Origin of the sequence: Rheinheimera sp. (genome assembly GCF_030690345.1) — a bacterium.
Classification (GTDB): Bacteria; Pseudomonadota; Gammaproteobacteria; order Enterobacterales; family Alteromonadaceae; genus Alishewanella.
The window spans coordinates 594,801-607,314 of sequence record NZ_JAUYGV010000008.1; the positions used below are offsets into that span (position 1 = coordinate 594,801).

The window sequence follows — 12,514 nt, forward strand, 5'->3', positions numbered from 1 at the left end:
TTAACAAAGTAGGGGATCCAGTTGCGCTTAGTTACCGATGGTTTGCAACTTAGTGGTAAAAGCAGCTTGCGCCGGCAACTGTATCTGTTGTTACAGCAACAATTGCTAACCGGCCGCTGGCCTGGCGGTGCTTTATTGCCTTCCGGCCGGGTGCTGGCTGCCGATTTACGCCTGAGCCGAAATACGGTGAATCAGGTGCTGCAGCAATTGGTGGCAGAAGGTTATATCGAAGGCTTACCGGGCAAGGGTTATCGGGTGGCTGTGTTGCCGGAGCACTACTTTCACAGTGAAGCCGCCGGTATCAGCGCACAACCGGAACTGGCTACGCAGCAGTATGCACTGCCGGATAAAACCGGTACGGTAACCGGCTTACTGCAACCCGGCGTGTCGGCGTTGCAGCAGTTTCCTTATGCTATCTGGCAGCGCATGTTGCAGCGGCATTGTCAGCGCACAGCGTTAAGCGGCTTTGCTGATCCGCTGGGCTATTTGCCGCTGCGTCAGGCATTGGTGCAGTACCTGCGCCAGGCACGTCAGGTAGTGTGTGATGAACAGACAATATTGATCACCGCCGGCGCCCAGCAGGCACTGTTTGTTGCCGCAAAACTGGTGGCCCGCGCCGGACAACAAGTATTAATGGAGTCTCCCGGTTACCCGCGCTTAAAGCAGGCCCTGCAGTTATGTGAGCTGGATGTGCAGCATATCGCGGCTGGCACTGAACAGGGGTTAGCGCTGGCACAACTGCCGGATAGCATCGCGGCAAAAGCGTTATTTTTAACCCCGGGCCATCAGTACCCGCTGGGCGGCATTATGCCGCTGCCCAACCGGCTGGCGCTGCTGGACTGGGCACGGCAACACGGTGTCTGGCTGGTAGAAGATGACTACGACAGCGAATATCAGTACCGCCACCGGCCAATTGCCAGCTTGCAAGGATTGGCCGGCGGCGAAGGCGTGTTGTTTGTCGGATCTTTTAGTAAAACCTTATTTCCCGGCCTACGGCTGGGTTATCTGGTGGCGCCGAAGCAGGTGATCCGCCAGGCGGCCGCCATAGTGCAGGCCGTGCATGGCGATGTACCACTGCTTACACAAGCCGCACTGGCCGACTTTATCAGTGAAGGCCATTTTGGCCGCCATTTGCGTAAAATGCGCCGCCATTATCAGCAAAATAAGCAGCTTGCCATTCAACTGTTGCAACAACAGCTGCCGCAGTGTCGTTTGCATGCCAAAGACGCCGGGCTGCATTTAGTGCTGGAATTTCCACATGCAGTAGATGAAACCGCGCTGCAACAGCAACTGGCGCAGCAACAGTTTAAAGTACAACCACTAAGCCGCTATATGTTTAGCGGCGAGCACCGCTATGGTCTGGTGCTGGGTATTGCCAATAGCAGCCAGCCGGAGCTGGCCACAGCCCTGCAGCAGCTGATAGTCTTATGTCGGCAGGCTCTGGCACAGGCGGTTTTACCGGTTTAGCAACGCTGCCGCGGCATACAATTGGCTGTCGCCTGGCTGCTGCACGGCAAAGTTAAAGCCCGGTTGCAGGCAATAGCTGCCATATTCACCTTGTTTATTCAGCGCAATAAAGCCAATTTGCGTGTCGGCAATATTGCCGTTGCGCAGTTGCAACTTATGGTAAATCCGCTGCACCGCCTGCTCGCAGGCTTGTTGCGGGCTGTAGCCCTGACGCATCAGCTCTACTACCAGAAAAGAGCCCGTTACGCGGATCACCTCTTCGCCATGGCCGGTCGCAGTAGCCGCGCCCACTTCGTTATCGACATACAGCCCGGCGCCGATAATCGGCGAATCACCGACCCGGCCGTGCAGTTTAAACGCCATGCCACTGGTGGTGCAGGCTCCTGCTAAGTTGCCATGGCTGTCCAGCGCCAGCATACCTATAGTGTCATGATTTTCGATATTAACGACTGGCCGGTAATTAGCATCTTTTAACCATTGCCGCCATTCCTGCTCTGACTCTGCCGTGAGTAAATTCTCCGCGACAAAGCCCTGCGCCAGCGCAAATTCGAGTGCGCCCTGGCCCACCAGCATCACATGCGGTGTCTGCTCCATCACCGCCCGTGCCACCGCCACCGGATGTTTAATCTGCTGCAGCGCCGCCACAGCACCGATATTGGCAAATTCATCCATAATGCAGGCGTCCAGCGTAACCTTGCCATCGCGATCCGGCCGGCCGCCATAACCAACACTGCGCTCGGTCGGGTCGGCCTCGGTCAGCATTACGCCCTGCTGTACGGCATCGACAGCACGCTTGCCCTGCTGCAGTAAATTAAACGCCACCTTGTTTGCCTGCAGGCCAAAATCCCAGGTGCTGATCACCACAGGTTTGCGCACTGGTGCAGCCACCGCCGCACAGCCCGGTAATAAGGCGGATGCTGTGGCACCGGCGCCAAGCATAGCGCTGAGTTTTAAAAAATGACGGCGTTTAAGCATGCGGCTCTCCCCGGTATTTGTTTGCCTGCGTTGTCAGACACTGTTGTAGTTGCTCAAGCTTAGCGCCATCTACCTTACCCTCTGTTAACACCGCCGAGTGCAAATGCCAGCACAGCTGCGGATTATCGTGAAGTGTTTGCTGTAGCTGTGGCAAATTAGCCAGTGTAACCCCGCCGCCGGCCACCAGTACCAGCCGCCCGACAATATACTGCTGTAGTGCCGCCAGCCGGCCTATGCCCTGCGTTATGCCTTGCTGTTGCTGCCAGGGCGTACCATTGCTTAGCAGCCGCTGTACGCCTAATGCCAGCAGTTGCTCTACCGCAGCAGCCGGGCTGGCGCAGGCATCAAAAGCGCGATGGAAAGTACAAGCCAGGCCCAGTTGCCGGCACTGTTGCAGCAACAAGGTTAAAAACGCCAGATCCGGCTGTGCATCTGCCGTTAACGCCCCGACCACTATGCCATCAGCGCCCAATTGTGCTGCCTGCCGTAACTGCGTCTGCATTTGCTGTTGCTCTGTAACCGAATAGACAAAATTACCGGCTCTGGGCCTGAGCATCACCCGCAGCTGCGTAGCTGAATTACAGGCTGCGCGGGCCTGGCGTAACGCCTCAGCACTGACCGACAAGCCCTGCTGCGCCATCTGGCTGCACAGCTCAATGCTGTCAATACCGGCGGCACAAACGGTGCGGATATTTTGCGTCAGGTAACGGCTGTCGCTATCAAGACAAATTTCAATTTGCGCCATCTTACTCAGCTTCCTGCGCCAATTGGCGGCGGGCATAATAAATAGCACCCACCGTTGCCGCAGCCAGTGGCGCACTAAAGCGGCTACGCAATGTTGGCGGCAGGTAAGTTAGTAAGCGCTGCCCCACGCCACCGAGCAGACAACAACGGCCGGACGGTAGCTGGCTACTGAGCTGCGCAATAAAAGCCAGTGCCTGTTGCAACATATCAGTAGCCACCGCATCGTCGCTGTCTGCCGCCTGAAACACCAGCGGCGCCAGCTCAGCGTACTGCTGCGGTGTCGCCTGCAGTAATTGCTCAGCCATTAGTGCAGCGCCAGCGTTAAAGTGCTGTTGTAGCAAGGTACTGAGCAGTGTTGCCGGCGCCAAGCCATCCAGTGCCAGCAATGCGGCCTGCACCGCCTGTAAGCCTAAGCCAGCGCCACTGCATACGGCATTAATGGGAAAACCATAACCGCCGAGCAGAGTTTCACTGTGCTCAGTCAGTGCAATAGCACTAAAGCCGGTGCCCAGAATAATCACACTGCCCGCCTCACCGCCATGGGCGCCGTAACAGGCAGCGTGTAAGTCGGTGGTGACATGCCAGCTGGCAAAAGGGTGCTGCCACTTTAGCGCTGTGGCTTTTAACCCCGCCAGATGGGCACCGGCAAAACCGGCGCCAACATGCAAACGCTTATAAGCACTGCTGTCCAGCCCGGCCTGTTGCAAAGCGGCATTTAAGGCCTGCCAAACATTGGCCTCAACCTGTGGCCAGCCCAGGCCCAGATTGGCCGCGCCGGCGTGGCCTTCGCCCAGCAGAGTGCCGCTTTCATCTCCCAGCCGTACCCGGCAATGGCTGCCGCCGGCATCAATGCCGGCAAACAACGCTGAGCTTCCAGTTAACATCGTGCAAACTACCTTTATCAGAAAAGGCGCAGCCTTAGCCGCGCCTTTTAATGCCAACCATATTGCAGCTTAAAGCACCGGGCCAATCAGCTCAAATTCTGCCACCTGCATTAAACTGTTATCAGCTTTGTTTTTGCTGATCTCAATGCGGTAGTAACTGAAGCTGCGACCGTTTAACAGACCGAAGCTGCGCCGCTCAGCGCGTGTGGCAAAGCTTTCACCTGCCCAGTCTCCCAACACTTGCCAGCTTTCGCCATCGTTTGAGCCAAGCAGGCGGAAGTTCTCCGGGTCACGCTCCGGCGCATCGTTAGCACTGGTTAGTGCAAAGGTATTCACGATCACCGCTTCCGGCAAGCTGATTTCCAGCCAGGATGGCGCTTCCGGCGACGGTACACCGCCGTTATCCAGCCACTTGCTGGCCGGGTCATTATCAAACGCCATAGTGCCCGCTTCAGCATCACTGATAGCAGCACGCTCAGTCACCTGGGCTGCGGCATTATCACTGTGATCCAGCGCCTGTACCTGCGGGCCAATCAGCTCAATTTCGGCCACCTGCATTAAGGCGCTATCACCTTTGTTTTTAGTGATATCCAGCCGGTAATGGCTGTAACCCAATGCATTGGCGACGGCAAAGCTTTGCCGCTCAGCGCGCTCGCTAAAACTGATACCGGCCCATTGGCCCAGCGTTAGCCAGGATTCGCCATCATTCGATGCCAGCAGGCTGAAGTTTTCCGGATCGCGCTCCGGCGCATCATTGGCACTGACCAGCGCCAGCATATTCACCGCTTGTGGCTCTGCCAGCGCCACACTGGCCCAGGCCGGTGCTTCGGCTGTTGGCACTGCGGTGTTATCCAGCCACTTAGTCTGGCTGTCGCCGTCAAAGGCATAATCAGCCGCTTCGGCGTCACTGATAGCACCGCTGGAGGTTACTGCTGTGGCGGTTAACGCATGATTCAGCGCCGGCACTGCAGGCCCGATAAGCTCAATTTCAGCAATTTGCATCAGGCTGTTATCACCTTTGTTCTTTATGATATTCAGCCGGTAATACAGGTACGCCAGACTATTGCCAGTGCTGAATAAACGGCGCTGACCGCGGCTGTCAAAACTCTCACCGGCCCACTCGCCCAGTGTCAGCCAGTTAATGCCATCGTTAGAGGCCTGCAGGTTAAAGTTTTCCGGGTCGCGCTCCGGCGCATCATTGGCGCTGCTAATGGCGATGTTACTAACCGCTTTGGCTTCGCTAAACTGCACTTGCACCCAGGACGGCTGCTCTGTGCTTGGCACGGCAGTATTGTCCAGCCATTTTGTTGTTAACAAGCCGTCAAACGCCATCTCAGCGCTTTCGGCATCGCCAATGGCGCCGCTGGCACTGATACTGCCGCCTTGCTGGATCTGATCGGGATATACCGGGCCAAACAGCTGCACTTCGGCCAGCTGCATCAGGTTAGTATCGCCTTTATTTTTGGTGATATTCAGCCGGTAATAGCTATACGGTAAGCTGTTATTAAAGGCAAAATCCTGCGCCGTAAAGCGCTGCTCAAAGCTGATACCGGCCCACTGCCCCAGCGTAAACCAGCTTTCGCCATCGTTGGAAGCCTGCAGGTTAAAGTTTTCCGGGTCGCGATCCGGCGCATCGTTAGCGCTGGTAATCGACAGCACACTGATAGCTTGCGGCCCGGCATACTGCAGCATTAGCCAGGCCGGCGCTTCTGCGCTTGGCACCGCGCTATTATCCAGCCATTTAGTCTCCAAGCTGCCATCAAAGGCCTGGTCACCACTTTCGCTGTCACTAATAGCACCGCGGTAGCTGATTTGCGCACCGGCCAGATAGGCTGCTGTGGTGTATTCACGAATCGGTCCGCTGCTGTTTTCAGCCACTACCAGCGGCAGCTCCAGATCAATAATGCTATCTGCCGCTAACCCCAATTCTGCCAGTACCGGATGGCCCTGCAGCGCATCAAGCAATTGCTGGCGCAGTGCTGTAGCAGCCGCCTCATCACCCTCTGCCGCCAAGGCAACTTGCGCAGCTGCGGCGGCGAAAGTGTCGGCCAGGGTTGCCTCGGCGCCAATGTGGGCAAAGGCAGCATTAACAAAGGACAAGCGGATCAGCTGGCTGCTGCTTTGGGCAAAGTTTGCTGCGTTATCGGCGCTGTGCAGCGGCTGCTGCATCAGGTTGATTGCCGGCATATCAACGCCGAGAATGCGCAGCAGCTGCGCCGAATATTCCAGTTGCGCCGGCTCCAGCGTAGCCAGTGCCGACACATTACGGCCACCGGCTATCGCCGCTTCCAGCAATTGGCTGGCAAAGGTGGTCAGTGCATTAACCTGCACAGTCGCATCCGCAGCACCATCAGCTGTAGCACCCAGCGGCACTTTTAACCAGAACAGGTTACTCAGTGCTACAGTGCCCAGCGCGTCTGCGTTCACTGCAGCACCTAAAGCTGTTGCGCCACACAGGCTAAGATCGCACAGCATGCTGCTGTCGGCGGTGGTAGTTACCGTTAGCTTGTGCACGGCACTAAAGGCATAGCCCGGCGCTGATGTCAAAGTGGTAGCAGCCATACCGCTGCTGTCGGTTTGCGCTGACGTAGCCGTTACTGCAGTGCCGTTTAATGCACTGACACTAACAACGGCGCCGGTTAAAATACCTTTTACTGCGCTCGCGTTTAGCTCTGCTGAAGTTGACACCGGTGTTGGTGCGTTATTTACATCCGGGTCTTTGCCGCCATCGCAGCCGGTTAACACGGCTAATGCCGCTGCCATGGCACACAGCAGCTGACGTTGTGGTAATGTTTTCATAATCTATTCTGCCTCTTGTCTGCCTGGCTTAGAAATTAAAAGTGATACCAGCGTAGTAACGCCGACCGGCGTAGCTGCTGCTGAGTAAACGGGCATCGGTGTCGTTGCCTAATCTGGAAGCGGACTCCGACTTAGTCAGGTTGATCACCGAGGCACTTAGCAGCCAGCGCTCTGTCAGCGCATAGGAGGCATTTACATCGACTTGATCGTACGGGTCCTGATACACATTTAAGCCGCTGTTAATGCCCAGCACAGTTTCACCGCGTTTGTTGTACGAGGCGCGGACACTGTAAGTGTCGGTTTCGTAAAACGCAGACAGGTTGTATTGATACTTGGCACTGCCCACCAGTGGCGACTCGCCGAATTTTTCACCGTCGACATCGACATCGGCCTGGTTGGTTTTGTTGTAGGTATAGTTGGCATTAAGACCAAAACCGTTTTCAAAGGCATGCTGGATAAACAGCTCTACGCCCTGTGATTTGGCGTTAGAGCCATTGCCCACAGTGCTGTACGGGCTGATGGTGATCTGCCCGGGCTCCACTACACCCGGCTCGCCGGCAAAATCGCGTACCGAGTCAATCACCAGCGGCACGACAAAGTTATCCACGTCTTTATAAAACAGCGCCATACCCAGCGCCGAGCCGGTGCCGTAGTAATACTCTATCGACAGATCAGCCTGCACCGATTCAAACGGTTTCAGGTTTTTATTGCCGCCACTGCCGCTAAAACCCGGTTGGGTGTTAAAAGCGGCACGGTCGTCAGCCCATTCGTCTGAGACAAAGCTAATGCGTTCCTGGCTGCCCAAATCGCTGTAGCCGGGTGGCGACATCACTTTGGCCAGGGCGCCACGCACCACCAAATTGTCACCGGCGTCCCATACCAGGTTCAGGCTGGGTAACACATAGGTTTCTTCACTGGTTTGCGATATTAACTGCCAGTTTTCGACAAAGCGGGCATCGCCGGTAACCGGTAAACCGGTTACATCGTCGGTATGATCAAGGAAGTAGGTGTATAAATCGGTCGACTCGCCGGTGGTTTTGGTTTTGACTACCCGCACACCGGTGTTACCGCGGAAATTGCCAAAGCTGAAATCGCCCTGCAGATAAAAGGCTTCACCTTGTTCGCGGATATTATAAACAAAGTTATCTTCAATCCGCGTATAGGGTTTGTAGTTGCTTAAAATGATATTGCGGTATTTGTCCCAATCGATTACCGGCATCAGGTTAATATCAAAACCGCCGGCAATATTGCCCTCGCCATTGGCTTTCAGTACATCCTGTGCCAGCGGCATACCGCCGTTCCATTGGTAGCTGTCAAACTGATCTATGCCGCGGCCACTGGCCAGCGCGCCTTCAATATCAAAATCCGGTGCCAGAAAAAAGTTATTGCCTGTTTCGCGGTGCAACTTGGCATCACGCAGTTTTACGCCGCTACGGATCAGCGTAAAGATACCCCAGTCGACATCAAAATCGACATCTAACTGATAATAACGCTCTTCCAGCGTACTGCGCACAAAGCTGGAGTTAGATGAGCCGGGGTCGCGGCCGCCACCGACACCATTTAGTAAGTTAGTCAGGGTGTTAGGGTCAATATACATCGACATCCGATTGCCCAGCGACCAGCCGGCGTACTGTGCGGCGTTTTCAATAAAGGGTTGGTTTTCACCCCAGTTTGAACTTTTATAGGCCACATCCCAACTTTCGGTTGGCCCGCCTTTAGCCTCTGTATTACCGGCCACCAGTTTCAGCCGGTAGCTGTCACCTTCATAGCTGAAGTTAAAATCGAAGGTATCTGAGGTAGATTCCTCTCTGACAAAGCTGCCACTCATCCACGGAAACTGCAGGTCATTCTCTGCCCCACCCGCGCCGACGGTATAATCCATGCCGGTAATAATGCTGCCGGATTCATCCAGGGTTACACCGGTAAGAAAATTAGGGTTTAATGACCACTCCGGCATCGACACCGATGAAATGGTTCTGTCCTGACCTAAGGTGAAACCAAAGTAGTTAAACCCCAGCTCCAACCGGTCGGTGGGCCGCCATTGCCCGGTAAACTGCACGCCCTCGCGCTCACGCTGTTCTTTGGTTACGCCCACCCGCGCCACCTGCGGAAACCAGACCCCACTGTAAACATTACCCTGCGCATCGCTCAGCGCCGCCCAGTTATTGTTGTTGTCTACCGGGTTACCGTTAACATCCACCGCGGTATCGTCCTCGCCGCTCCAGCGCCAGATATTCGAGTTAGTGCCACCCGACAATACGCGGCTGGTGCGGTTTTGCCGGGTATAGCCGACCAGCAGGCCTACACTCTCAGCCTCGTTTTTCCACGAGTACACCCCGGTAAACTGTGGCTCGTATTTGTCGGTGACATCGGCATAGGTCGACTCGACATTTAATACGCCGGAATTGGCATCCATATCAAACGGCTTGCGTGTGTGTAGCAGCACTGTGCCACCAACTCCGCCGGCGTCCAGCCGTGCCTCGGGCGATTTAAATACTTCGACAGTTTGGATCATCGCCGACGGCAGCAGGGTGTAGTCAAAGGAACGCGATGGTTCGCCAGGGGATGAGGCAATAAAGTTGCCGTTTAGCTGGGTAAAGGTCAGATCGGACGATAAACCGCGGATACTCACGGTAGAGCCTTCGCCGCCGTCGCGTTGGATCACCACGCCAGGTACGCGTTGCAGGGAGTCGGCAATGTTTTTATCCGGAAACTTACCGATATCCTCGGCGGTAATGGCATCCACCACCGCGCTGGACAGCCGTTTAATCGCCATATTCTCCGCCATACTGGCGCGGATACCGCGCACCTGTACCACTTCAATTTCGGCTTCTGCTGTGTTGTCTACCTCAGGCGTTACTTGCTGTGCCAGTGCCGTGTTAGCGCCGGCAGTTAATAACAGACTCAGGCTGACGGCCTGCGCCAGCCGCTGTTTGCGCAGCCGTACAGACTGCCTGGTGTTCCCCGTTTTACTGTAGCTATTGTTACTGGAGCTGTTTTTACTGGACATAGTGTGTTGCTCTCATTTTTCTAGTTTTAACTATTGTTCTGAGCAATGAGTTTCTCTTACCGCCTAAACGCAGTCAGAACCCTGTCTTTTTTCACTGGTGTCAGGTAGAGCGGCCCCCACGTAGCAGGGGCATTGGTTTAACTTTTTAGTTTCAGCTTACGCAGCACCTCATCGGAAGGGCCGGCAAAAGTGGCAGTAGGTTTATTGCCGATATAACCAATGTCGGCCATGCCCGGTTCAGTGGTATAAAACGCCGTTGCGGTTAAATCGCGTACTTTGGCAAAGAAGCGGGCACCGTGCTTTAAGTTGGCAGCGGCCTTGGGTTCAAAACAGATATCGTCACAAATTTGCCGCTGCTGGTCGGTATTCAGCTGCGCAAAGGCTTTGCCAAAGCGTTTTTTTGCTTCGCCGTTTAGCCAAACCAAACCACCGCGCACCAGCACAAGATCGGCCTTTTGCTGCGGATAAGGCGCACTAACCCATTCATTAATAAAGTGCTGTGCGCCTAAACTACCGGCCGAAGGTGACTGCGCATCGGCCGGAATAATAATGTTTGCTAACAGCTCCAGATCAGACAGCTCAGCTTCAGTCAGCGTCATCGACCAGGGCACAATCGGCTTAAGCATATCCGGGTCGGTAGGCCGGTAAATCAGTTCAGCGCCCTTGGTTTTTGCCATTACCGCCGCCGCATTGCCGGCCATACTGATTGCCGGTATCGCCACGGCCGCCGTTGCCAGCAGCTTTAACGCATCACGGCGTTTTAAGTTGGTGTTATGGTTTGGGTTGTCGTGTGCCATATTAAATATTCCTTTGCTTGAACTGCTCAACAATGTAATCACTGGTGCGCCAGGCCAGCGCCAGAATAGTCAGGGTCGGGTTCTTATCGGCGTTGGAGGCAAAAGGTGCGCCGTCAGTGACAAACAGGTTAGGTACATCCCACGCCTGACAATGCTGATTCAGCACGGATTTTTTCCGATCAGCGCCCATAATAGTGCCGCCCACTTCGTGGATAATTGAGCCGCCACTGGCGATAGCGTTGCGGCCATCGGTTTCAATACTGCTGGTTACCTTGCCGCCCATACCGGTAATAATATCGGCGAAGGTTTTATGCATATGCGCGGCCTGATTTATCTCATGCTCTGACCACTGCCAGTGAAACTTCAGCACCGGTATACCCCACTGGTCCACTACCGTCGGGTCCAGTTCAGCATAGCTGTTTTCGTTCGGGATCATCTCACCACGGCCGGCAAAGTGGACAAAGGTGCCGTAATAACGCCGGCATGCCTGTTTAAACTCAGCACCGTAAGCGCCTTCAGTGAAATTTTGCAGGCCGCCAAAAGCGCCGGCGCCCGGCATGCCACGACCACCGCTCATTTCAATATGGTAACCGCGGGCAAAATTCATCTTGCCGGCCTTCTGCTGCTTGTACAGCCACCACGGCTGATACAGGTGCATACCGGACGAGCCGTCTTCATTCATCGGCGGCAGGTTTTCCAGCGCCGGAATTTGACCACTGACACCGGCACCGACGGTATCCATCAGGTATTTACCCACCAGGCCGGAGCTGTTGGCAATACCATCCGGGAACAGCGGGCTGCGCGAATTAAGGAAAATCCGCGCCGTTTCTGCGGCACTGGCCGCTACCACTACGGCACGGCCTTTTACTTTCACTTCCTGGCGGCTGTTTTTATCGATATAGATCACACCATCGGCTTTGCCAGCGCTGTTTAGCGTAACTTCGCGTACCATGGCATCGGTAATAATGGTCAGATTGCCGGTGGCCAGCGCCGGCGGGATCAGCACTGTAGTTGACTGGAAATTGGCTTTAATAGAACAGCCACGGCCACAAGGTGTCGCCCAAAAACAGGCGGCACGTGACTGCATCGAGGCCGCCACCACTTTTTGCCCCAACGCACTGTGTGGAAACAGTTTCGCCGGTAACCGGGTGTGGTCCTGGCGCTGGCTCAAAATGGCCAGGTGCGCCGGGATCACCGGAATTTTTAATTCATCACAGGATTTTTTCGCCAACAGCTCATAAGCACGCGGTTTAGGTGCCGGTTGTAAAATGCCTTCCGGCGAGTCCGGCGTATTTTCCAAACCGTGGCCGGTTTCACCGTACACGCCAATTAACATCTCGGTTTTGTCATAGTAGGGCGCTAAATCGGCATAGTTTATCGGCCAGTCAAGCCCCAGCCCATCGCGGCTGTAGGGTTTAAAGTCGTACTCGCCGTTACGCAGTGAAATGCGGCCCCAGTGGTTAGTGCGCCCGCCCAACATCCGCGCACGCCACCAGTCAAAGCGTTGTTGTGGCTCGCGGCTGGCCTGAGTGTAGGGTTCACCCGGCACCTGCCAGCCACCATCAACAGTAGCGTCATAAAAGCCAAATGGCTTATCCGGCGTGCTGGCACCGCGTAGCGGCGCATCTTTTGGCAGGTTAAACATCGGCGTTTCGGTTACCGGGTCATAATGCCGCCCCGCTTCGAGCATCAACACCTTTAACCCGGCGATGCTCAGTATCAGCGCCGACATACCACCGCCGGCACCGGAGCCGACCACTATTACATCATATTCCTGTTGTCCGGATGGTCCTGACATCTTGCACTCTCCTCGTCTGCACACTTTGTACCAGTGCGCC

8 protein-coding genes are annotated in these 12,514 nt (G+C 55.3%); 1 reads left to right on the top strand and 7 read right to left on the bottom strand.

Features of this window, described 5'->3' with window-relative positions:
* Nucleotides 1–21: 21 nt before the first annotated feature.
* Nucleotides 22–1,467, top strand: a complete 1,446-nt coding sequence (locus Q8O77_RS17620) for a PLP-dependent aminotransferase family protein (RefSeq protein WP_305556380.1) — start codon at nt 22–24, stop codon at nt 1,465–1,467.
* On the opposite strand, the gene Q8O77_RS17625 is transcribed toward Q8O77_RS17620, so the two are convergent.
* The 7 genes from Q8O77_RS17625 to Q8O77_RS17655 all read right to left on the bottom strand — a co-directional run bounded on the left by Q8O77_RS17625 (nt 1,456) and on the right by Q8O77_RS17655 (nt 12,474).
* Nucleotides 1,456–2,442 carry an isoaspartyl peptidase/L-asparaginase family protein gene (locus tag Q8O77_RS17625; RefSeq protein WP_305556383.1) on the bottom strand — a complete coding sequence of 329 codons (987 nt, stop codon included), beginning with the start codon at nt 2,440–2,442 and terminating at the stop codon, nt 1,456–1,458. The genes Q8O77_RS17620 and Q8O77_RS17625 overlap by 12 nt on opposite strands.
* On the bottom strand, nt 2,435–3,187 hold the full coding sequence (locus Q8O77_RS17630) for a copper homeostasis protein CutC (RefSeq protein ID WP_305556386.1): 753 nt from the start codon (nt 3,185–3,187) through the stop codon (nt 2,435–2,437). Before Q8O77_RS17630 ends, Q8O77_RS17625 begins: the two co-directional genes overlap by 8 nt.
* Nucleotide 3,188: 1 nt before the next feature.
* Nucleotides 3,189–4,070, bottom strand: a complete 882-nt coding sequence (locus tag Q8O77_RS17635) for a BadF/BadG/BcrA/BcrD ATPase family protein (RefSeq protein ID WP_305556388.1) — start codon at nt 4,068–4,070, stop codon at nt 3,189–3,191.
* Between the two features lie 69 nt (nt 4,071–4,139).
* Nucleotides 4,140–6,869 (bottom strand): discoidin domain-containing protein, encoded by a 2,730-nt coding sequence (locus tag Q8O77_RS17640; RefSeq protein WP_305556390.1) that lies wholly within the window; start codon nt 6,867–6,869, stop codon nt 4,140–4,142.
* Between the two features lie 28 nt (nt 6,870–6,897).
* A complete protein-coding gene (locus Q8O77_RS17645; protein WP_305556392.1) occupies nt 6,898–9,879 on the bottom strand; it encodes a TonB-dependent receptor in 2,982 nt (993 codons plus the stop codon).
* Between the two features lie 137 nt (nt 9,880–10,016).
* Nucleotides 10,017–10,676 (bottom strand): gluconate 2-dehydrogenase subunit 3 family protein, encoded by a 660-nt coding sequence (locus Q8O77_RS17650; protein WP_305556394.1) that lies wholly within the window; start codon nt 10,674–10,676, stop codon nt 10,017–10,019.
* Nucleotide 10,677: 1 nt separating this feature from the next.
* Nucleotides 10,678–12,474 (bottom strand): GMC oxidoreductase, encoded by a 1,797-nt coding sequence (locus tag Q8O77_RS17655; RefSeq protein ID WP_305556396.1) that lies wholly within the window; start codon nt 12,472–12,474, stop codon nt 10,678–10,680.
* Between the last annotated feature and the right edge of the window lie 40 nt (nt 12,475–12,514).